Here is a 23,149-nt window from a genome sequence, read left to right as displayed (position 1 = left end):
CCGCATTGAAAGAGGAGAAGCTACATGCCTTGTGGAAAAAAACGGAAACGGCGCAAGATCGCAACACATAAACGCAAGAAGCGTTTACGCTCCAACCGTCAAAAGAAAAAGATCCGTTAGGACTTTCTTAAAATTTTATATAGAGGGTGGTGGAACTCGTTCCGTCACCCTCTTTTTGTTCTAAAATCCTATGGCTCAAGCACCCGAGCTCAACACCACATTTTCAGTTTCCCAGATTACGGGTCACATCCAGCATACTCTGGAAGAGGGCTTTGCATCGGTATGGGTAAAGGGCGAAATCTCAAACCTGACCCGGCATAGTTCCGGTCACTGGTATTTCAGTTTAAAGGACAGTGGAGCCCAGCTGGGCAGTGTCATGTTCAGGCGCCAGAATGAGAGTGTCAGATTTGAACCTGCTCACGGGATGGAAATCACGGCCCATGGCAGGATTTCCGTTTATCCACCCCAGGGTAGATATCAGCTTGTTGTGGATCAAATGTTGCCTGCTGGCCAGGGGGATCTCCATCTGGCTTTTGAAAACCTGAAGGAAAAACTTCAGCGGGAGGGTCTGTTTGATCCGGGCCGTAAACAATTATTGCCATCCTACCCCAGCAAAATTGGAATTGTGACTTCACCCACAGGAGCCGCCATTCGCGATATGATTAATATCCTGAGTCGTCGCTTTCCACTGGCTGAAATAATTCTCCTGCCGGTGAAGGTTCAGGGTGATGGGGCAGCCGCAGAAATTGCCAATGCCATAGAAGTATTTAACAGTATGAAAGAATGTCAGGTTCTCCTGGTTGGTCGTGGGGGAGGATCCTTGGAAGACTTGTGGGCTTTCAATGAGGAAATTGTAGCACGAGCTATCGCAGCATCGACAATCCCCATCGTCAGTGCGGTAGGACATGAAACGGACACCACTATTTCTGATTTTGTAGCAGATCATCGTGCACCAACACCTTCTGCAGCTGCCGAGCTGGTTGTCCCCGATCAGATTGAACTTATCAAATGGTTTAGCCAGGTTGAGCAATCCCTTCTAACCACTGTTCACGCCAGAATTGATAAGTATGGGATGCGTCTAAATTCTATCGCCAAATCCTATGCCTTAAAGAGGCCTGAATTGATGATCGACCAATCTGTTCAGAAACTGGATCAGCTTGAGGATAGATCACTTCGATCAACTCAGGATAAAATATCCAAGCTTACGGCCCGACTGGACAACATGGCTGTTTCCATCGAAACCTTGAATCCGCTATCCATCCTGGAGAAGGGGTATTCAGTCCTCAGTGATTCCCAGGGCAAATTGATCCGCTCCATTGATCAGGTATCTGATGGCACAGAGCTCCGTATGCGGCTCAACGATGGAGAAATCAGCTCCATTGCCAGGGATGTAAAAAAGAGAAAAATAAAGTGACCTTAACCAGAGGGAGTTTCTAAATTTAATTATGAGTGAAAAAGACAAATCATTTGAACAACTCATGCAAGAGCTTGAGACTCTGGTAGCTAAGCTGGAAGGCGATGATCTCAAGTTGGATGACGCTATAAAGCAAAACGAACGTGCTTTAAAATTGATCCACCTTTGTCGTGATAGACTGGATTCTGCTCGACAAAAGATTGAAAAGCTGGTTCGTACAGCAGATGGTGGTTTTGAAAAGCAAATGCTGGACTAAAGTTTAATCCGGGGATAAAATGAAATTTGCTATTTGGGGTTTTCAAAGTGATGCAGAGATTAAATCATATGTCGGTGAAATTCTCAGAAAGCTGCTTGATGAAGAACATGAACTGTTCATGTTGGATAGTTTTGCCCAGCAGGTAGAATGTGACAATCCAGAAGTAAATATTATCAATGAAAATGGTATCCCACGAGATACAGATTTTATTATATCCATAGGTGGGGATGGAACCTTACTCTCGTCCGCGCAGGCTGTCATGCGCACGCCCATACCCATTCTGGGAATAAACCTGGGAAGTCTGGGTTTCCTCACTACCCTTGAACGAGACTGGCAATCTGGTCTGGATGAGATTCTCAGAGGTCATTATCGTATTGAAGAACGGATGGTTTTGAATTGTCGTCTGGAATATGAGGATGGCACAGAGGAAACATTGTGGGCTTTAAATGATGTTGTCATTGAAAGAGCTGACGTGTTTAACCTGCTGGCTACTGAAGTCCGGGTAGGTGAGGAATTGCTCAATAGATATCTCTCAGACGGGCTCATATTTTCCACACCAACAGGCTCAACCGCCTATGCATTATCTGCCGGTGGACCCATTGTTGACCCCAGTCTGGAGGCTATATCGATTACCCCAATCTCTCCCCATACTCTATCTGTTCGACCAGTGGTCTTGCGGGGAGATAATAGTATATATGTCACCTTAAGTGATCCAAAGGGTCTGGCTCATTTGCATGTTGATGGTAAAAATACCAGGCATATTGATGGCAGCATTCGAATTCGAATTCGTCCCAGTTCCTATAGGATTCAGTTGGTGGTGACACCTGATAACACGTTTTATGAGAAGTTACGTAAAAAACTCAATTGGGGACAGCGCTCCAGCTGAGTATTATACCATATTCACCTCCAAATGACCTTTTAAACTGAGGAGCCATTACCCTTCGAGAGCCTCCAGCCTGCGCTTACCAGCTACGGCCTGGCAGGCAGGGAGACAAGCAGAAGTGTCTTGCTGAGGCTCTCGAAGTATGACACGTTACGTGCAACATGGAGGTGTAATTGGTATTACTTAGCTTATCTGGCGGTGGACCCGATAGATACAATCATTCATAACCACAGGAATTCCAGCTTCTCTTACCAGCTTTGCGGCATCCTCATTGTAGACATTGTCCTGCATCCAGACCAATTTTAGGGACTTGTTTTTGAGAGCGCTTTCCACAATTGGGACGACCTGATCTGATCTTCTGAAAATGTTCACAATATCAATATCCGAATCAATACTCTCAACATCAGGAAAACATTTCAGGCCAAACAATTCATCTTGACCTGGATTGACTGGTATCACCGTATATCCCTCAGATATTAAATACTTGCTAATCCAATGGCTTGGACGCGCAGGATTGGGGGAGGCACCTACAACAGCAATGACTTTACTGCTCAACAGAATTTTGTGTGGATCAGTCATTAGTTCTTCACGAAGATATTTTTTAACACATAGCCGGCAACATCAGGGTTTTCTTTAAGGCGTCGGCTGGAATAGGCATACCATTCACTCCCAAAAGGGACATAGATGCGGACACGGTGACCCAGGCTGACCAACTCATCAAGTCGTTTCATAATGGGGACACCCAGGAGTGCCTGAAATTCATAGTTGTCTGCTGATATCTGTAATTCACTAATAATTTTTAGAGATTCATCGATTAAAAAAGGATCGTGGGTTGCTATCCCGACATATGCTCCACGCTCCAGCATTGCTCTTACAAGACGGATGTAATTTTGGCGGACTTCATCTGCATCCTGATAGGCAATTTGTGGAGATTCTTTATAGATGCCCTTGCAGATCCGTAAGTTTCCAGAACTGGCCGCTATCTTGGTCACATCATCCACACTCCGATGCATATATGCTTGAATTACAGTTCCCAGCTGAGGGTACTGACCTCTAAGACGATCATACATATCAAGCGTTTTGTCTGTATAGGGAGAATCTTCCATATCAATGCGGATGAATACATCAGCCTCGTGTGCCTTCTGAACAATGGTTGCTATATATTCATTGGCGATATCCTCAGACAGCCCCAGACCCATGGCAGTGGGTTTCAACGAAATATTTTTGGAGATGTCGTTCTTAGCGACTTCCATGATCAAATCAAGATAGGAATCTCGGGCTTCCCTGGCCTGCTCATTTGAAGTAACAGATTCTCCAAGAATGTCCACAGTCGTCAAGAACCCTTGTTCTTTCAGTCTCAGGCAAGTAGCCATGGCAGAAGCAGTATCTTCGCCAGCGATATAACGTTTAGAAATCATTTTTACAATAAAGCGGGGAGCCAGGGGCATCAGGGCGACGATCAGTTTATTGAACACTTCTCCTCCGTGAGAATTTCATCTGTTTCTGTCAAAATTGTTCAGCGTAAAGGGCGCTGGTAGTACTCGAAGACTTTGCCAGTATCGTGCCAATTGGGGTATTTTTGGAGGACGCGGGTATGAAGGGAAAATTGGCTGGAGATGCCTTCACGGACATGACCAGAGACATACAAATATCCGCGTTTTTTGAGCCAATTTAAATAGACTTTTTTTAACATCTTAGCGTAGCCCTGACCCTGATGCTTCTCTTCGAAAATAAAGGCATAAGTATAGATCGTTTCGTGATCTCCCAGCGTAGGATCCAGGGCAGCCCACTGTTCATCACTAAAATTTTCCAGAGGTACTCCAACCAGAAAACCAATTATTTCATCTCGTAATACGCCTACGAAGGGCAGGGTGTGTGGGTGGTTGAAGTATTTCCAGACGGTCTGTTTGGTGAAGGCTGTTGCTGCACCAAAGGGTTTGATCAATCCCTGAGAAATTTTAATGATTTGATTGGCATCTTTGGCAGACAAAGCATGGATGAGTTTTATTTGAAAATTCAGAGTTGCAGCGATGAGAGCGACCTCTGATCGACTGGGTATTTTAGCAGGTGGTTTGAAAAATTCCAATTGTGACATGGCGTATAAGTTTAAAAGTTAGCTCTGCTCCTTGCCAATTGTTTTTCATGAATATAAGAATTTAGAGCAGATGTGAAAGAGGGGGTAGGTGCCTACGAAATTTTTCTAGCGTAGTTTTTAGTTGAAATGGCTCAGTGTCATCCTAATTTGAAATTCATGTGATGAATGCCAATAATACAAAGGATTGACCTGGTTATATGCTGAAATTGTTCATGTTGGGAAGTGGTAGTGGGGGGAACGCCTGCGTCGTTCAAAATGAAGATACCATGATCCTCATCGATGCAGGTTTCAGTGGTGCTGAAATTCGCAGACGCATGCAGCTCGTTGGGCTGGACCCAGATAATCTGGAAGCCTGCTTGATTACCCATGAGCATGGTGACCATATCAAAGGTGCCAGCATATTATCAAGACGTCACAAAGTACCACTACTCATGCATCCTGCCACCAAACGGGCAGGTCATCGGAAATTCAGCGGGAATGAGAGAATGCGCCATTTTGAAATGAAGGAAGTCATGCATCTGGGTTCCCTTAAGGTGACCAGCGTCCCCACTTTACATGATTCAGCCAGCTCAACGGGTTTCCTGGTGGAAAGCGGTGGTGTCAGTCTGGGATATCTCACGGATTTGGGGGCTGTCACTGAGGATAATTTTCTGGCAATGCGCAAGGCGGATTTTCTGGTTATGGAAGCCAATCATGATCGCGATATGCTATGGAATGGACTCTACCCGCCCCACCTGAAAGCAAGAGTGGATAGCAGGGTTGGTCATCTTAGCAATAGAGACAGTGCAGAGTTTATTGCACTTCTGGCTGAATTGGGCAATCTTAATGGCGTTATGTTAGCCCACCTGAGCGAAAAAAATAATGATCCTGACCTGGCCTTATCTGTCGTCTCACACAGGCAAGAACAGGATCTTAATATTATCCTGGCTCGCCAGGATCAACCATCCAAACCAATCGAAGTGGAGAAAAAATGATGAAAAGATTAAGCATGGGCATGTTGCTCATTTTTCTAGGTGTTGTTGTGCTGGTATCCTGCGGCAAAAAAGCTGTTGATCCAGAAACAGCCTATGTGAAGATGGAAACCAGTCTGGGTGATATATATATCGATTTATTTGAGACTGATACACCTCTACACGCGGCGAATTTTAAGAAACTGTCATCTGAGGGTGCATATGAAGGTATTTACTTTCATCGTGTGATCACTGGCTTTATGGTTCAGGCCGGAGATCCAAATACCCGGGACAATGATGACCGCAGTGATGATGGCGGTGGCAGTATTGGTGAGAGAATTCCTGCTGAAATAGGTCTTCCCCATTTACGCGGTTCCCTTGGCGCTGCGCGAGATGGTAATCCAGAGAAAAAATCCAGCGGGAGCCAGTTTTACATTTGCCACGGAACCCCAAGTTGGCTCGATGGCGACTACACAGTCTTTGGAGAGGTCGTTAAAGGCATGGATGTGGTAGATGAGATCGCCACCCGCCCAGTCGACCCAAATAATAATCCCATTGAGACAGTGACCATCCTTAAAACATCCCTCATCAATCCAGAGGATGTACCGAAATAGCTATGAGCCGTCCCAGCTTTGGTCTGGCTTTAGGGGGTGGGGGAGCTCGAGGGTTTGCCCATATTGGCGTTCTACAGCGTCTTGAAGAAATCGGAATTCGACCTGATTACATAACTGGGTCCAGCATGGGCGCTTTAGTGGCTGCAACTTATATCAAAATGGGTAGTGCCGCTGCCACATGGAATGAACTCGACAGAATGACCAAAAGCGAGCCTTTTCATAAGCTGGGTATGCATCTAATCAATGTGAAAGGCCGGGGAGGTGCATCTTTCTGGCACCAGGTGTCTTCTGCTATTCAGGATAGAATTGTGATCAACCTGGCACACTCAAAACCAGGACTGGTACGCCCCGACCGGGTGGAAGATGCCATCAAGTTTGTCATCACTGAGGATTCCTGGTTTGATTCCGGTACAGAGTTAGGCATTGTCTCAACTGATTTGTATTCAGGGGAGGATGTCTATTTCACTGAAGGTCCGCTACTGCCAGCTGTGATGGCTTCAATAGCTATTCCCGGGTTTTTACCACCTGTCCATTACGAAGGTAGAACACTGGTCGATGGCGGGGTCTCACAACAGGTACCCATCCGTATGGCCCGGGAGATGGGTGCAGATTTTGTCCTGGCAGTTGATGTTGGCCAGAATATAAATCCCATTGCAGACATGGACAACGCCATGGCCATTATGAGTCAGAGTGAGAATATTCGTTCCTGTCATTACCGCGACATGTTAAACAGAGAAGCTGATGTACTCTTACAACCAGAAATGCCAGGTGTGCATTGGTCAGCTTATGATCAGCGCGAGGCTTTTGTCGATCTCGGAATTGCTGCATTTGATGGGCGACGTGTAACTTTTGAGAATGCCTGGTATCAAAAAAGACATCCCCTGTGGGGAAGGATTAAAAATCTCTTTGGATAAGAGATAAACTCAAACGAGTAAGGATTAAACATCATCATGCGACCATCATTCAAACTGTTTTTGCCTGTCATACTGGTTCTCTTGTCTATGAACCTCTGGGGACAGCAGGCACCTCGGGAAATTTTAACAGCCGAATTTGTCTCCAGCCAGAGTGCAGTTTTGGCAGGAGAGACAATCGATGTCGCTTTAATTGTAGATATCCACCACCCCTGGCATGTTTATGCCCCTGTGGGTAATGACGAGTTTACCATTCCGGTAACACCCTCAATTTTTGATGAAGAAAAACCCTTTGGTGTGGGAGAATGGATCTACCCAAAAGCCGATATGATAGCTGTGGCTGGTGTTGACGAACCTGCAGCAGTATATGGTGGCCGAATCATCCTTCGCACCACACTTGCCATAGACCCCGACCTAACTGACTCGATTCAGATTGAAGGTGAAGTATACTACCAGGCTTGTGATGATGCCCAATGTCTCATCCCCACAGCCATAAATTTTTCTTATACCCTGCCACTGGTTGAGGATGCAAGCCTGCGGAGTGCAACCCATACAGAGCTTTTCCCAAAAATCATCCCTCAAACAGAGATGGCAACTGATGCACAAGTTGAGGATGATGAAATCTCTGGTCTGGTTGATGACTATGGGTTAATCCTGACATTCTTTATCATTTTCTTTGGTGGTCTGGCCTTAAATTTGACACCCTGTGTCTATCCCTTGATTCCCATCACAATCAGCTTTTTCGGGGGACAGGATACCAGCAAAGGTCGCACTTTTTGGATGGCTCTGGCTTATGTGCTGGGGATTGCCGTGACCTATTCTGTGCTAGGTGTGGTTGCTGCACTGGGTGGTGGCTTGTTTGGAGCCTTACTCACCAACCCAATTGTACTTCTTGGAATTGCTGCAGTACTTGTCGGTCTATCACTCTCCATGTTCGGTGTTTATGAATTCAGGCTACCAACGGGTCTCATGACTGCCGCCAGCCAATCGAAGGCTGGTATATTTGGCTCTTTCTTCATGGGTCTGACTCTGGGGATTGTAGCAGCTCCCTGTGTGGGTCCGTTTGTTATTGGACTGCTAACATATGTGGCTGCTAAGCAGAGTGTCATCCTTGGATTCACCATGTTTTTCACACTGGCCATGGGTTTGGGTCTACCATATCTCTTTCTGGCCATGTACTCCAGTAAATTATCGTCCCTGCCTCGTTCAGGCACCTGGATGATTGGCGTCCGGGTCATTTTTGGTCTGGTTCTCATCGCAATGGCTATTTACTTCATCATGCCACTACTGGGTGGATATGGAAATCTCGTCATGTCCATTTTTCTTATAGGTTCTGGTGTCTATCTGATCATGTTTGACAATAGTGCTGAAGGAAATCTCGGTTTTAATCGGATTAAACAAGGCATTGCTATCCTTCTCGTTATTATCGGAACCTGGACTGGCATCCCTGAGCCAGAACGTGTGGGCGAGGGTATCACCTGGGAACATCCCACCAGTCAAGTTGAACTGGATGCTCTGTTAATGTCCGATGCTCCAATTATGATTGATGTTTATGCTGATTGGTGTATCCCCTGTAAGGAAATGGACAAATTCACCTTCCCCGATGCAGAAGTTGTTAAGCTTTCCAAGAAATTCACCGCTATAAAAATTGATATGACCAAAGATACTGGCGATTTTGAGAAATATTTTCAAAAGAAATATTCCATAAAAGGAGTCCCTTCGTATATCTTTATTGATAATGGGCTTGAGCTCACTTCATTAAGATCAACGGGATTTGAAAAAGCCGAGGATTTTTTAAAACGAATGCAGGGAGCTCTTTAGGGGAGTTGCTTTTTAATCTCTGGCTATGGTTGACTTGGACAAGTATGTGACTGAAGCAATTACATATTGACCTCGTATATGTCCAGTCTACATTACGAGCTAGACCTGAGGTGGAAATGCGCGAGTCGCAACGCTACATAACATTTTTAATATTTACACTACTTTGTGGCGTTGTAGCTTTTGGCCAGGAAGATGATGAGAACCTTCCATATTGGATTTTTTTCCATGACAAAGAAGTGACCGATCAGGCGAGTTTTAATCCTGCAGAACACGAATTTTCCCACCTATCTCAGCGAGCCCTTGATCGACGTGCCTTACGGGGTACCATTCAAGGACCCAGCTATGGGGATCTCCCCGTTCCGGCTGTATACATAGATGAAATTTTAGGTCCAAATGTCAAGATTCGCACGGTAAGCCGATGGTTGAATGCAGTTTCGATTCTGGCACCGCCTGACTATATCGAGCAACTCGCCGGGAATACCATTGTTAAGAACACCAAACGCATCCATAAAGTTTCGAAGCGTATTATCAAGCGTAATACTCGTGATGATGAAGTTTATCTCTCAGACGCTGACTATGGTGCTAGTTATGATCAAAACGAGCAGATAAATGCGGTAGCAGCCCATGAACTTGGGTATACAGGTACAGATATCTGGTTGTTGATGCTGGACACAGGATTCTATACCGATCATCTGGTATTCCAGCAGGAACGTATCGTGGCTGAGCATGATTTTATTCAAGGTGATTCAATCACCTCCAACCAGGAAGGGGATCCCTTAAGTCAACATAATCACGGGACCTCCACAGCTTCTGCCGCTGGTGGATTTATAGACGGTGAATTCCGTGGAACTGCCTATGAGTGTAAATTCCTTCTCGCTAAAACTGAAATGGTTAATGAAGAGATTGAAGCTGAAGAAGATTTCTTCGTTGCAGCACTTGAATGGGGTGAAGCCCTTGGAGCAGATATCGCCTCCAGTTCATTGGGATATCTTGATTGGTATACATATGAAGATGATCTTGACGGTGAGACAGCGATTACGACCCGGGGTGTGGATTATGCAGTAGGCCTGGGAATGGTGTGTGTGACGGCTGCTGGAAATGAGGGCAATACAGATTGGTATCATATCATTGCCCCTGCAGATGCAGACTCAGTTATTTCTGTGGGTGCAGTTGATGCATTTAACGTGTCACCTGGGTTTAGTTCTCATGGTCCAACTGCAGATGGTCGCATCAAGCCTGAAGTTTTAGCCCGAGGAGTAGCCACCTTCCTGGCCGGTACAGACAGTACCCACGATTTTATTTCTGGCTCAGGGACTAGTTTCGCAACACCACTTGTTGCTGGAGCCTGTGCTCTCGTCCTGGAAGCACATCCTAACTGGACGCCCATGATGGTCAGGGAAGCGCTCATGCTAACCGCTGATGGGAATACCTCGCCGGACAACACTCGCGGATTTGGACTGATTGATGTCATGGCAGCCATTGATTATGATTTTGGGATTACGGCCGGTGATGTAAGTGGTGATGATGAACTCAATGTTAGCGATGCCGTTCTATTACTGGAATGGGTTCTGTCTGATATTGAACTCACTGAAATTCAATTTGATGTGGCAGATATCAATGATGACCTCCAGGTTGATATATTGGATATTGTGGTTTTGGTAGAGTGGATTCTAACTCTATAAGAAATTAGTAACTTTTTTTAAAGCCCCCAAGTGGGGCTTTTTTTATTGCAGTTAGGATTGAAAGCGCTAAAATGAGCCAAATGGAACAACCTGAAAAACCTGAACTGCTACCATTTATTATTGATGGTCCCCCCTGGGAGAAGAAACACGAATTAGGGTTCTTTGTAGCATTCATTGAAACCATAAAAGCCTTCCTGCTAAGACCGGCTGCGACCTATAGCGTCATGAGAAGAAATGCGGGGATTAGTGATGCCCTGGTTTACACATTGGCTATACAGGTATTCACCTTTTTATGGACTTTTGCCATTGCTGAGCCAAATCCAGAGATGTTTTTGCCTGAAAGTCCAGAGCTACGTGAACTCATCGATCTACCAGAGAACTTCTCTCAGATCATGATACTTGCCTATCCAATCTCTGTCATTCTACTCCAGTTTATTTCGGCCTTTGGGGTGCATCTCTCACTGAAATGGAGAGGCCTCCAAACTTATGATTTCACACTCATCTTTAGAATGTTTGCATATGCGAGTGGGACTGCATCATTATTGATACTGCTTCCAATTATTGGTGGGGTGTTCTCACTTGGAATGACAATTTATCTTGGCTACATGGGATTAAGAACCATCTATGCCATGGATGCAGGATCATTTTTAATTACAGCAATTATGGCCTTTTTCCTGACACTGGGATTGTATCTTCTCTCAGTATTTGGGATTACCATTCTCGTATTGCTTTTATCTTTCATTTTTTAACCGTTTACTCCCCCAAGGGTTGTTTCTCCTTACCAATTTCAATGGGAATCGTCTAAGTGTTATAGACAATTCTCTGGAGCGTGGGAACTTACTTATCACATTACCGTTTCAGACAAGGAAGAAAGGGGTACACCATGTTGACATTCCCAACTATCAAAACTAACTTCCGTCCACATATGCAGGTAAAAAAAATAATAATGATGTTTCTCATGGTTGCAGTGCTTCAGTCCTGCTATACCATGTTGTACCCACCTAGAACGCTCCCACAGACCGTGACAACAGTTGTCTCTGAACCTGCCATGGTCAGCACCATTGGTGGTAGCGGAGTATATGGCTGGGATCCCTATTGGGAACCCGCCCTGCCGTTCACCAGTTATCACACAGGATATGGTGCTTCCTATTACAGTCCCTATAATTACTACGATTATCATCATCCCCATTATGCTCCAGTATATGTGGTTAGCGAATCAAGAGATCCCACTCCAGCAAGAGATTTTGACCGCGATGAAATGCAAGGTGGCTCCAGACTTCGTGAGAGGAATGATGCTTCCTCACTTTCCGGTTCTGGCAGTAAGGGGAACACTGTCGGGTTAGGTAGCGGCATGTCCTCAGCAGCTTCACCTGTAATAATGCCGATAATTACAGATCCTGTTGTTATCCAGCCTCCAATAATTTATAAGCCCAGAAATGATGAAGCTAAGCCTGTAATTAAAAATGTTAAGCCAGTTAAAGTGAAGAAGTCAAAACCGGCTAAAACACCCAAAGCTAAGGCTGTTAAGAAACAAGAAGCATCAGAAAAATCGGATTCTCCTCCTCCCAAAAAACGCAGCCGAATCCGGAACTAATTCAATATGAAAAATAGAATAATTTTTATTACCATGCTCCTATGGGCAGTTAATCTTTTTTCTCAAAATTATCTTGATGTCATCCGACCTTTTCGGGGAATGAGAGGCATCTCAGGCTCTGAAAGCGGTGTTATCCCGGCTTCCATGGGAGCCAATAATGCCTTAATGGGCAATCCAGCAGTCCTCAGCTATAATGAAAGGGCCTTCTTCTCAGCAGATTTGAGTTATGATCAGGTCACAGGCAAAAGTGTATTTAATTCAACCGTTTGGGAAAATCTCCAGGATCAACAATTGCGATTTAACAGCCTGACCTACATCAAGCCTGTTCAGGTCTATCGAGGCGCCTGGGTCTGGGGCGTCAATTTGCAGCGCATAAACTCCTTTAGCAGTATCAGCCAGTTTAATGATTTTGATCCTGATGAAGATTTTTATTATAAATACTTGTACCAGGAAAGTGGGGATTTGTATGCCCTGACTGTCGGGACCTCTGTGCTGGTTACCATGAATACATCTCTGGGGTATGCAGTTAGCTATCTCACAGGTAAGAATTCCTTTAGCAAGTTGTATGAAGAGACTGATCCTCAGGATATGTATACCTTCAATAGGTTTGTAGATAGTCTGCAATTTAGTCCAAGCTACCACGGATTTGGTGCCCGTGTAGGTCTTTTGAGTGAGGTATCTGAAAATCTTAATCTGGGAATCTCAATTGAACTGCCCTCACGCATATCAGTTGACGAATCTGCCAGTCGTGATTCTACAGAGTGGTATGATGATGGCACCCAGCAAATCTTTTCCCACGATAAATGGTCAGGGTTGGAATACACAACCTGGGGACCCTGGCGAATAGGGCTAGGGCTCGGGTTTGTCGCAAACCCATTTGAGGCCAGTATAAATTACCGCTATCACAAATATTCTTCTGTTTTTTTAAAGAGCGATTTATATGATTCAGAAACGGGGGAAAGTCTGGAGCGGCTCGTGGATGAACAGGTGAGCAAGTATGTGCAGGATGTCCACGAATTTTCGGCATCCCTGTTATGGGCCCTTGATCCTCTCACGCTTTCCTTTGCAGCTACTCTGATGAATGATCCTCTAAACTATCGATTCGACAACATTATTCGCATGGATATGGGTGTGGGCTATCAATTACGTTCTGGAATTGGATTTACGCTTGCCCTACGCAATGAACAATGGCAAGGCGATCTCAACCACACACTGGAGAGCAGTGTGAAGCGCTCTGTTGATGTTGAAAATTCGTTCTCTAATATTCAATTTGGATTGAAATACATACTTTGATGCGAAAAAAAGTACCAGTAAACATAATTAAATCACTTCTCCTTTTCACAATAGCGGGCTTCCTCAGGGGACAAAGCGCTTGGAATACAGGAGACTTAAACCTTACCTATCAGAGCATCCCTGATCCTGCTCAAGCTCTTGATCTATCCGGTGATCTTATCTCAGACGACGTCCCCCATGAAGGGGTTGGGGGATTTGAATTGAGCCTGGGTGATACCAACCTGGTTACCCTGCTTGCCTATGATCTTTATGTAAACGGGAGTGATACGCTGGCAGACATCTTCGTCATTTTTATGAGTGATACAATTCCTCTGCAGGAAGGGACCTATACTGTTAATCCGGCTCCAGACGCTCTGAAAATGTTTGTCTGGTTGAGCGAAGTAGATCCCGAGAGTCTGGCTGGCCTGATCGATGAATCATTTACACTGGATTCACTGGGGGTTTTCGATCCCTACATTTCAGTTTCAGGAGAATTTGAGATTATCGCCAATAATGCGTTCCATTTTGAGATGAATTTCTCAGGCCTTATGTTCAATACCAGTTTTCAGCTACGGACAGTAAGTGATGGAAGCATTAATCTCTGGAATACCCTTCCAGTTTCAGTTTATACACGAGGATCGGTGGACTATAGTGTAGGGTCTGAATCAGGAAGTATAAATGGTGTCCTGAATCCGCTTACAGAATCCGAGGGTGCCGGAGCACTTCTCACACAGAGCGGGGATACATTGACCTATAATTTCATCTCCTATCTTGAGCAACCTGATAACTCGTATGATGTCTATGGCCTGGTCTTGACAGGCACCGAATCCCACTTTCCTCTGGATGGCTCAGAATCAGAATTCAATATTTCGCTAACCGATGCATCTTTGCCCAATGCAGTACCATATATGATGCAAGATGTGGCTCTGGATGAAATCTTCATGCTTTTGGAATCCGGAGAACTTCCTACACTGGATCAGCTAAGCCAACTATATCTTCCCATAGGATTGGGAAGCGCTACTTTTTCTTACACAGCTGAAGGGAATGCTCAATTAAACATGGGAAATGTTCTCATGACAAACAGCACAGCAGATGTTACCCAGCTAAGCACTGATTGGCTCCTCACCAACAATCTTCCTTCAGCGATTAATGATGATATTGTCCTTAACCCAAATTCAACAAAGATTGTGGGACCCGCTTATCCCAATCCCTTTAACAGCAGCACCATGATCCCGATTCAGTTGACTGCAGGGACTACTGTTGGGGCTCGCTTCTACAACCTGCGCGGTCAGGAGGTCTACACCCTGGAGTTTGGATATCGTGGACCAGGGCATCATCAATTACTCATTGATCTCGGTATGACCAATCAGGGTGGTGGTATTTATTATTACTCTCTTTTTACCCAACAGGGTCAACTGGGGAGTGGGTCTTTCGTTTATCTGAAATAGACCATCCCGACACCGCTGACGGGGGAAAGGGTTACCCCATGATAAAAATCGTCATATAAGCAAAAATTAATCGCCTTTGGGCTTCCTTTGGCATGATATTTATATATGTTTGAGGCGATGCTTTACGAACAATTCTCAGGATTAAATCCACTCGCCATACACAGGAGAAATTAATGACACGTAAGATGGTAACCATCGATGGGAATGATGCAGCTGCATACATAGCCCACAAGACAAACGAAATTTGCGCTATATACCCAATCACCCCTTCTTCAAACATGGGTGAGTTGGCTGATGCCTTTAGCGCCCAGGGAAGAACCAACATCTGGGGTACGGTCCCAACTGTAGAAGAGATGCAAAGTGAAGGTGGAGCTGCTGGTGCAGTCCATGGTGCGCTACAGACTGGTGCCTTGACTACGACCTTTACAGCCTCTCAGGGCTTGCTGCTCATGATTCCCAACATGTATAAGATTGCTGGTGAGTTAACCGCAACAGTATTTCATGTATCGGCTCGGTCATTGGCTGCTCAAGCTCTCTCAATTTTTGGTGATCACTCTGATGTGATGGCCACCCGTGCAACTGGTTGGGCTATGTTGGCTGCAAACTCAGTGCAGGAAGTTATGGATAGCGCCCTTATTTCCCAGTCAGCCACCCTCCAGACCCGCGTTCCCTTTATTCACTTTTTTGATGGATTTCGTACCTCACACGAAGTCATGAAAATTGAGCAACTCGAAGATGAAGATATCCGTGGTATGATTGATGATGAATGGGTGATTGCCCATCGCAACCGTGGTATGAATCCCAACCGACCCGTTCTTCGCGGAACCGCCCAGAACCCTGATGTTTATTTCCAGGGACGCGAGACTGTCAACCCCTTCTATGAAGCTGCTCCTGAGTTGGTGCAAAAAACCATGGATCGTTTTGCCAAGATTACTGGCCGTCAATATCACCTATTCGATTATGTGGGACCTGAAGATGCTGATCGTGTGATCATCATCATGGGTTCTGGTGCTGAAACCGTGGAAGAGACCATTAACCACATGAATGCAAATGGTGAGAAAGTCGGAATGCTGAAAGTTCGTCTTTTTAGACCCTTCTCTATCAAGCATTTTATATCAGCCCTACCTGCATCCGTTAAAAAAATCGCTGTCCTTGATAGGACCAAAGAGCCAGGTGGTGCCGGCGAGCCCATGTATCAGGATGTGGTGACTGCCTTTGCAGAAGCCGCCATTGAAGATTACTTCCAGTTCGAGAAAACTCCGGTTATCATTGGTGGTCGCTATGGTCTTTCCTCAAAGGAATTTACACCGGCCATGATTAAGTCGATTTACGATGAGCTGAATTCAGCCAAACCTAAAAATCACTTCACCATCGGTATTAATGATGATGTGTCCCATACTTCATTGGATTATGATCCAGAATATCGAACCATTAAAGGTGAAGTATTCCGGGGTCTCTTTTATGGTCTGGGAGCTGACGGTACAGTTGGAGCCAATAAGAACTCCATTAAAATTATTGGAGAAGGCACTGACAATTATGCCCAGGGTCATTTTGTTTATGACTCCAAGAAATCAGGGAGTACCACCACATCTCACCTTCGTTTTGGAAAAGACAAAATTCAATCAACCTATCTTATAGATAAGGCCAATTTTATCGCCTGTCACCAGTACGAACTCCTGGAGCAGTTTGATGTGCTTTCCAAGGCAGAAGAAGGTGCGACTTTCCTATTGAATAGTCACCTGAACAAAGATGAGATTTGGGGTGCACTATCAAGAGCTTATCAAAAACAGATCATTGATAAGAAACTTAAATTCTATGTGATCAACGCAGTTAAAGTTGCCCAGGAAACGGGCATGGGTATGCGTATAAATACCATTATGCAAACCTGCTTCTTTGCCATCTCAGGCATTCTTCCCAAAGATGAATCCATTGCTAAGATCAAGGAAGCTATTAAAAAGACCTACAGTAAAAAGGGTGGATCCATTGTGGAGAAAAACTTCCATGCTGTGGATCAATCTGTCTCCAACCTTTTCCAGGTTGACGTGCCAACGACCCTGAATGGCAGCGATGCACTTCGTTTAATCGTACCTGAGGCTGCTCCTGAATTCGTTCAGAAAGTCACTGCTGAGATTATTGCAGGTCGTGGAGATGATCTTCCCGTGAGTGCCATGCCCAATGATGGTACCTGGCCTACAGGGACCACACAGTGGGAGAAAAGAAATATCGCACTGGAAGTTCCAGTTTGGGAACCAGATATTTGTATACAGTGTAACAAGTGTGCCATGGTTTGTCCCCATGCTGCGATTCGTCCCAAAATTGCAGATGAGAGTGCATTCGAAGGTAGCCCGGCAACCATGAAGCATGTGAGTGCCAAGGGTAAAGAGTGGGAAGCAGGATCTCAGTATATTCTACAAGTTGCTGTTGAGGATTGCACGGGTTGTAATCTCTGTGTTGAAATCTGTCCCGCCCGTGATAAGAGCAATCTCAGTCGCAAAGCCATCAACATGGCCGATCAGCGTCCATTGCGTGAAGCTGAAAGAACCAATTGGGATTTCTTCATGGATCTTCCTGAAGTGGATCGCTCCAATATCAAACATTCCACTGTCAAGGGCTCACAGCTTTTACAGCCTCTTTTCGAGTTCTCTGGAGCTTGCGTGGGTTGTGGAGAAACACCCTATGTTAAGCTCACGTCTCAATTATTTGGGGATCGTATGGTGATTGCCAATGCAACAGGTTGTTCATCCATTTATGGTGGTAATCTCCCCACAACTCCCTGGTCTACCAACAAGGCTGGACGAGGACCAACATGGAACAATTCGCTCTTTGAAGACAATGCTGAATTTGGTCTGGGATACCGTTTATCCATTGATAAGCATCAGATACATGCTGTTGAACTTATGACCCTTCTCAAGGATGATATTGGTGCTGATCTGGTTGCTTCAATAGCCAACGCGTCTCAAGCAAATGAGCCTGAGATATTCGAACAGCGTATGCGTGTGAAGCAAATGACTGACATTGTTGAAAAACTGGATACACCTCTGAGTAGACAATTGTTATCGGTTGCCGATAATCTTGTCAAGAAGAGTGTCTGGATCATGGGTGGAGATGGCTGGGCCTACGATATCGGTTATGGTGGTCTTGATCATGTTCTTGCTTCAGGTAAGAATGTGAATATCCTGGTTTTGGACACCGAAGTTTATTCAAACACAGGTGGTCAGAAATCCAAAGCTACCCCTCTTGGTGCAGTTGCGAAATTTGCTGCTGCCGGAAAACCATCAGGTAAAAAAGATCTCGGGATGATGGCCATGAGCTATAAAAACGTCTATGTCGCCTCCGTGGCAATGGGCTCAAGTGATGCTCAGACAGTCCGCGCCTTTATGGAAGCCGAGGCATATGATGGTCCATCGCTTATCATTGCCTATAGTCAGTGTATCGCACATGGAATAGATATGGCCAAGGGAATGGATCAGCAGAAGTTGGCAGTTGAAAGTGCTTATTGGACACTTTATCGCTACAACCCAATGTTGGCAATAGAAGGCAAAAACCCACTCACACTGGATTCCAAACCTCCTAAGAAACATGTCCGTGAATATGCCATGAATGAAACGAGATTTTCTATTCTGAGTCGTATTGACCCTGAGTTGTCAGCTAAATATATAGAAGCCTCTGATGTAGCAGCCAAAGAAAAGTATGAATATTATGCCAAGCTGGCTGCCATAACATACGATGAAGCTTAAGTGAAGATCATAAAGGAATAATTGATATGCGTCTAAGTACAAATTATATGGGCTTGGAATTAAAGAATCCTTTAGTTCCCTCAGCTTCACCGCTGACAGAAAAACTGGATAAAATTAAGATACTTGAAGACAATGGCGCCTCTGCAGTGGTGTTGTTTTCTCTCTTTGAAGAACAGATTGAGCAGGAAGACAGCACTATAGAGCATTTTATGGACTATGGGACCGATTCATATGCTGAATCTCTGAGTTTTTTCCCACAGGCTCATGAATATCTGTCTGGACCCCAGGACTATCTGGAAAATTTGCGCAAAATTAAAGAGGGTGTGGATATTCCTGTTATCGCCAGCTTGAATGGAGCCACTCCTGGTGGATGGATGAAATATGCCAAGAAAATCCAGGAAGCCGGAGCTGATGGTCTGGAATTGAATATTCACTATTTACCTGTGGATTTCAATGAGAGCAGTGCTGACGTTGAAAAGCGTTACACAGATATTGTGAGCTGGGTGAAATCTAATGTGGATATTCCAGTTGCCGTTAAAATTGGATCCCGGTTTAGTTCTCTACCTGCAGTAGCCAAGGCTTTGGAAGGAGTTGGCGCAGATGCGCTGGTCATGTTTAATCGTTTCTACCATCCTGATATCGATCTGGAAAAGTTGGAAACCAGGCGCCAGATTCATTTGAGCCATAGCAGGGATATTAGACTTCCCATGCGCTGGATATCCATTCTGCGTGGAAATGTGAACATGAACTTTGCTGCCAGCGGCGGTGTTCATAGTGCCAGTGATGTTCTCAAGCTTGTCATGTCCGGCGCTGATGTCACTATGCTGACCTCAGCACTCATGGCCCATGGTCCCGAACTGATTAAAACCATCGAGAAAGACCTGATCACCTGGATGGATGAGAATGAATACCAAAGCATTGCCCAGATGAAGGGTAGCATGAGCCTCATTCATTCACCCAAGCCACAAACATTGGTTCGTGATAACTATATGCGAACTTTATTGGATTTTCAGGCCCAAAATAAATTCTAACTGATATCCTTTAACTTGCGGGACTCGAATTTTCGAGTCCCGCATTTTTTTAACAAGCAATACCGATTTTTTGCAGGTCATGATTATATTATGAGATCGCAGCGCGATGAACTGCTGTCTCACTTTGGCTTATGGTTAAAGGAAGAATAATGATGACATCAAATGAATCAGAGCAACGTAAAGGTTTCTGCCCGGTGTATGATATTGAATGTCCATCTGGTCCTGAAGCTGCTAATGATTGTGAAAATCGCTTCAAAAGCGACTACAACCCATTGACAAGTTTTCGCGATTCTGAAATTGAGCATTGTGCCATTTACCGTATGGAGCAGAAAGCAGAGCTCGAAAAAGATTCAGACGAGGATGAGGAATACAATTAAAATTCATCTAAGGATGAGGAGTAATATTTGTGAATGCAGCTGAAAAATCGTCTGAATTTAAATCTGTACAGGATGTGCTTAAACGAGCCATTCTTTTAGAAATGAATGGTAAAGAGTTTTTCGCCATGGCTGCCAAGACAGCCACTTCCAAGGTGGCCAAAGAACTTTTTGAGCATATGGTGAAAGAGGAAGAACATCACTTAAAAATCCTGCAGTTGACTTTCAAGCGGCACCTGGATGAAGGCAAGGTTGTCTTGCCGACGGAAGCAGAGCTCGAATTCGGTTTTAAAGACCCCATTATCGATAAGTCTTTTCTTATGGAATTGAGAAACAGCGATTTTGACTCTTCAGCAATAAGTATCGCACTCACACTGGAAGAACGTGCTTTCAAATTCTATCAGAAAGAAGAACTGGCTGCTACTGATCCTGATATCAAGCAACTTTTTACCTGGCTTACAGACTGGGAAATTGATCATCACCAAAAACTCATGGCTCTGGAGGAAGATTTCAGACAGGAAGTCTGGAACGACTCCAATTTCTGGCCGATGTAAATTTCCCTGCTCGAGGTATCATTTTTTTTCAAGGCGCGGATTCTAATCCGCGCTTTGCGTTTTTGAAATATGAGCAGCTTTATTCCTTAGAATGTCACTAATTCTTTAATGTATTTGAAGTGAGAGATATTGCATGGGAGTAATTGTTGACCTATTTTCCGTTAATATATTTTGAGGAATTTTATGAAACATTTCACCTACATATTTAGCATCCTTTTTATGAGTTCGGTTTTCGCTCAAGTCTATGAAAATACTAATGTCCCCTGTAAGCCCATCTCAGAAATGGCTTCCCACTATTCTGCTCTGGCCAAGGCTTCCCAGCGAGCTGATATTTTTGATTACAACGTGCATTACTACAATCTTGAAATAGATATTAACATTGAAACTGAAATTATTTATGGCAACGTCGAGGTTCACTTATTGCCAGAAGTGGACAATCTGGAAAACATTCAATTGGATTTTGCCAGTGGCATGACAGTCGATGCAGTTACTCTGAATGGAGCCACCTTTAATCACTTCTCCGATTTGCTGAGCATTGACCTTGATGGTAGCTACAATGTGGGAGAATCGGTAGTCGTGGGCATCCAGTATCACGGCCATCCTCTGCAGGGTGGTTTTCAAGCCTTTGCATTTGGCCATCAATACGGCAATGTCACACGACCTCCCATGATCTCGACCCTGAGTGAACCCTATGGGGCTCGATCCTGGTGGCCTTGCAAGGATGTCCCCACGGATAAGGCTGATTCTGTGAGAGTATCCCTGACTACGGATGCTGATTTGGATGCCGTTTCCAATGGAATGCTTGTTTCAGAGACCCTAAATCTGGATAGCACAAAAACGACTGTGTGGGAACATAAGTATCCCATTACGACCTACCTGGTCTCACTGGCCATTACTGACTATACCTACTGGACTGAAATGCATCATTTCGCAGATGGTGATTCCATGCCTCTGGAATACTGGATGTATCCACCCTCAGCAACAGAGCCCATCATGGAAGTCTGGAATAGAACCGCAGATATGATAGATATATTTGGTGAATATTATGGTAAATACCCTTTCTCTGAAGAGAAGTATGGGATGGCTCAATTTGGATGGGGAGGTGCCATGGAGCACCAGACCTGTTCCAGTATGGGTTCATTCGGTGAAAATACGATTGCCCATGAGTTGGCTCACCAGTGGTGGGGAGATCTGGTCACATGCAGCAATTTCCATCACATCTGGATCAATGAAGGGTTCGCAACCTATTCTGAAGCCTTGTATTGGGGCGCTGTAAATGGGGAAGAAGCCTATCATGCCCATATGGCATCAAAAGTGAATGACGTGAACAGCTCGGTATATCGACCTGATACCAGCAGTGTGGGTGCAATTTTCAGCTACTCCATGGTCTATCAAAAAGGTGCCTGGGTTCTACATATGTTGAGACATGTCGTAGGGGATGAGACCTTTTTTGCCAGTCTTGCCGCTTATCGTGAAGCCTTCCAGTTTAGAACCGCATCCACAGAGGATTTTCAGGGTGTTGTTGAAGAAGTCTGGGGACAGGATCTGGAATGGTTTTTCGACCAATGGATTTATGGCATTGGGAGACCCTCATATCGATGGTGGTGGAGTGCCAGCACGGCGGATGAATTTGGAAATTCCCAGGTGACTGTCCATGTTGATCAGATTCAGGGCAGCTCCCTGCCAACATTTAAAATGCCAATTGATCTAAGCTTTGGTGATGGGACCAATGAGGCACATATGGTGATCTGGGATTCCCTGAGAGCTCAGGATTTCAATATCACGCTAAATTTTGTCCCAACTGAACTTTCTTTTGATGAAAACGAGTGGATTCTAAAAAGTGCCAACCAGGTAGCCGATGTAGATGGAGGTTTCAATCCCAGGAGGTTTACACTTCTTGCGGCTTATCCGAATCCATTCAATGGTGAAGTGAATATTCCGTACACCACAGATGCATACTTCCATGGAACACTCAGTATCTATGATCTCCGCGGCAGTGAAGTCTACTCCACGTCCCTGAGGAACACCACGTCAGGGGTATATGAAGTCCATTGGGATGGCAGAGACATCAACGGGATGAATCTTGGCTCAGGGGTATACATTGCGCAAATTACCTCAACTGAACATGGGTCTTTCTCTCAAAAAATATCTATTCTGAAATAATTCCCTGCTGCAATTGCACTAAACTATACACTATTACAGAGGCAAAAATTGCTTTGTCTCTGGGTTTGGCAACATATTTGCCGTTATGTCATCGAAACTAGAAATTTTCACCTAGATGACAGGAAGTTATGAAAGAAGAAAAAAAAGTCGGATACTCAGCCCTGGTGGTTGGCGCAATCTCCCTGGGAGAGGCCTGGCTGAATATATTGGGCGGAGCAGCAGATGCTTTTGATATCTTCTTTCTGGGGTTGGGACTTGTTGCCAGTCTGGCAGGTATTGCACTGATAATTCAAAAGGGTAGCTCAACAGTAGAGGAGTAGTCCTCCTTTTCTAACGGATTCAATTGGAAA

Annotated in this window: 21 protein-coding genes; 18 read left to right on the top strand and 3 right to left on the bottom strand. The window is 44.8% G+C overall.

The genetic code is table 11. The features are described from left to right. The first annotated feature begins 190 nt into the window (after positions 1 to 190). From xseA to ISR87_07605, 3 genes are read left to right on the top strand one after another with little or no spacing between them, the layout of a single operon-like run. Positions 191 to 1,414, top strand: coding sequence for an exodeoxyribonuclease VII large subunit (gene xseA, locus ISR87_07615; GenBank protein MBL7025311.1), 1,224 nt, complete (start codon positions 191 to 193; stop codon positions 1,412 to 1,414). A gap of 31 nt (positions 1,415 to 1,445) precedes the next feature. Then, positions 1,446 to 1,670 (top strand): exodeoxyribonuclease VII small subunit, encoded by a 225-nt coding sequence (xseB, locus tag ISR87_07610; GenBank protein MBL7025310.1) that lies wholly within the window; start codon positions 1,446 to 1,448, stop codon positions 1,668 to 1,670. Between the two features lie 19 nt (positions 1,671 to 1,689). Further along, positions 1,690 to 2,556, top strand: coding sequence for an NAD(+)/NADH kinase (locus ISR87_07605; protein MBL7025309.1), 867 nt, complete (start codon positions 1,690 to 1,692; stop codon positions 2,554 to 2,556). A 180-nt stretch (positions 2,557 to 2,736) separates the two neighbouring features. On the opposite strand, the gene ISR87_07600 is transcribed toward ISR87_07605, so the two are convergent. Genes ISR87_07600 through ISR87_07590 form a run of 3 tightly spaced genes read right to left on the bottom strand, consistent with a single transcriptional unit; the run spans position 2,737 to position 4,648 of the window. Beyond that, positions 2,737 to 3,132: a CoA-binding protein gene (locus ISR87_07600; protein MBL7025308.1), complete on the bottom strand. Its 396-nt coding sequence runs from the start codon at positions 3,130 to 3,132 to the stop codon at positions 2,737 to 2,739. Further along, positions 3,132 to 4,028: a proline dehydrogenase family protein gene (locus ISR87_07595; protein ID MBL7025307.1), complete on the bottom strand. Its 897-nt coding sequence runs from the start codon at positions 4,026 to 4,028 to the stop codon at positions 3,132 to 3,134. Before ISR87_07595 ends, ISR87_07600 begins: the two co-directional genes overlap by 1 nt. 41 nt (positions 4,029 to 4,069) lie before the next feature. Beyond that, complete coding sequence (locus ISR87_07590; GenBank protein ID MBL7025306.1) at positions 4,070 to 4,648, bottom strand: GNAT family N-acetyltransferase; 579 nt, start codon at positions 4,646 to 4,648, stop codon at positions 4,070 to 4,072. Between the two features lie 197 nt (positions 4,649 to 4,845). Between ISR87_07590 and ISR87_07585 the strand changes: the two genes are divergently transcribed. The 15 genes from ISR87_07585 (at position 4,846) to ISR87_07515 (ending at position 23,119) form a co-directional block, all read left to right on the top strand. After that, positions 4,846 to 5,622 (top strand): MBL fold metallo-hydrolase, encoded by a 777-nt coding sequence (locus ISR87_07585; protein MBL7025305.1) that lies wholly within the window; start codon positions 4,846 to 4,848, stop codon positions 5,620 to 5,622. Between the two features lie 20 nt (positions 5,623 to 5,642). Further along, positions 5,643 to 6,212, top strand: a complete 570-nt coding sequence (locus ISR87_07580) for a peptidylprolyl isomerase (GenBank protein MBL7025304.1) — start codon at positions 5,643 to 5,645, stop codon at positions 6,210 to 6,212. Positions 6,213 to 6,214: 2 nt separating this feature from the next. Next, positions 6,215 to 7,126 carry a patatin-like phospholipase family protein gene (locus ISR87_07575; GenBank protein MBL7025303.1) on the top strand — a complete coding sequence of 304 codons (912 nt, stop codon included), beginning with the start codon at positions 6,215 to 6,217 and terminating at the stop codon, positions 7,124 to 7,126. A 36-nt stretch (positions 7,127 to 7,162) separates the two neighbouring features. After that, positions 7,163 to 8,944 (top strand): thioredoxin family protein, encoded by a 1,782-nt coding sequence (locus tag ISR87_07570; protein ID MBL7025302.1) that lies wholly within the window; start codon positions 7,163 to 7,165, stop codon positions 8,942 to 8,944. Between the two features lie 116 nt (positions 8,945 to 9,060). Then, the gene (locus ISR87_07565) at positions 9,061 to 10,626 is read left to right on the top strand and encodes a S8 family serine peptidase (protein ID MBL7025301.1); all 1,566 of its coding nucleotides are present in this window, start codon (positions 9,061 to 9,063) and stop codon (positions 10,624 to 10,626) included. 80 nt (positions 10,627 to 10,706) lie between these two features. Further along, entirely contained in the window at positions 10,707 to 11,375 is a 669-nt protein-coding gene (locus ISR87_07560; protein ID MBL7025300.1) for a hypothetical protein, read from the top strand. Positions 11,376 to 11,509: 134 nt separating this feature from the next. After that, positions 11,510 to 12,220 carry a hypothetical protein gene (locus ISR87_07555; protein ID MBL7025299.1) on the top strand — a complete coding sequence of 237 codons (711 nt, stop codon included), beginning with the start codon at positions 11,510 to 11,512 and terminating at the stop codon, positions 12,218 to 12,220. Between the two features lie 6 nt (positions 12,221 to 12,226). Then, on the top strand, positions 12,227 to 13,513 hold the full coding sequence (locus tag ISR87_07550; GenBank protein ID MBL7025298.1) for a hypothetical protein: 1,287 nt from the start codon (positions 12,227 to 12,229) through the stop codon (positions 13,511 to 13,513). Further along, positions 13,513 to 14,940: a hypothetical protein gene (locus ISR87_07545; GenBank protein MBL7025297.1), complete on the top strand. Its 1,428-nt coding sequence runs from the start codon at positions 13,513 to 13,515 to the stop codon at positions 14,938 to 14,940. The genes ISR87_07550 and ISR87_07545 overlap by 1 nt, the downstream gene beginning before the upstream one ends. Positions 14,941 to 15,113: 173 nt before the next feature. Next, positions 15,114 to 18,677: a pyruvate:ferredoxin (flavodoxin) oxidoreductase gene (nifJ, locus tag ISR87_07540; GenBank protein MBL7025296.1), complete on the top strand. Its 3,564-nt coding sequence runs from the start codon at positions 15,114 to 15,116 to the stop codon at positions 18,675 to 18,677. A 26-nt stretch (positions 18,678 to 18,703) separates the two neighbouring features. Then, positions 18,704 to 19,708, top strand: coding sequence for a dihydroorotate dehydrogenase-like protein (locus tag ISR87_07535; GenBank protein ID MBL7025295.1), 1,005 nt, complete (start codon positions 18,704 to 18,706; stop codon positions 19,706 to 19,708). A 149-nt stretch (positions 19,709 to 19,857) separates the two neighbouring features. Continuing rightward, complete coding sequence (locus ISR87_07530) at positions 19,858 to 20,085, top strand: hypothetical protein (GenBank protein ID MBL7025294.1); 228 nt, start codon at positions 19,858 to 19,860, stop codon at positions 20,083 to 20,085. Between the two features lie 29 nt (positions 20,086 to 20,114). After that, a complete protein-coding gene (locus ISR87_07525) occupies positions 20,115 to 20,636 on the top strand; it encodes a ferritin family protein (protein ID MBL7025293.1) in 522 nt (173 codons plus the stop codon). Between the two features lie 183 nt (positions 20,637 to 20,819). Continuing rightward, the gene (locus ISR87_07520; GenBank protein MBL7025292.1) at positions 20,820 to 22,799 is read left to right on the top strand and encodes a T9SS type A sorting domain-containing protein; all 1,980 of its coding nucleotides are present in this window, start codon (positions 20,820 to 20,822) and stop codon (positions 22,797 to 22,799) included. A gap of 128 nt (positions 22,800 to 22,927) precedes the next feature. Beyond that, positions 22,928 to 23,119 (top strand): hypothetical protein, encoded by a 192-nt coding sequence (locus ISR87_07515; protein ID MBL7025291.1) that lies wholly within the window; start codon positions 22,928 to 22,930, stop codon positions 23,117 to 23,119. The last annotated feature ends 30 nt before the right edge of the window (positions 23,120 to 23,149 follow it).

This window comes from Candidatus Neomarinimicrobiota bacterium, from assembly GCA_016784545.1.
Taxonomy (GTDB): domain Bacteria; phylum Fidelibacterota; class UBA8477; order UBA8477; family JABMPR01; genus JABMPR01.
The sequence above is the reverse complement of the archived record's forward strand: the minus strand, read 5'-3'. Positions and strand labels throughout refer to the sequence as shown.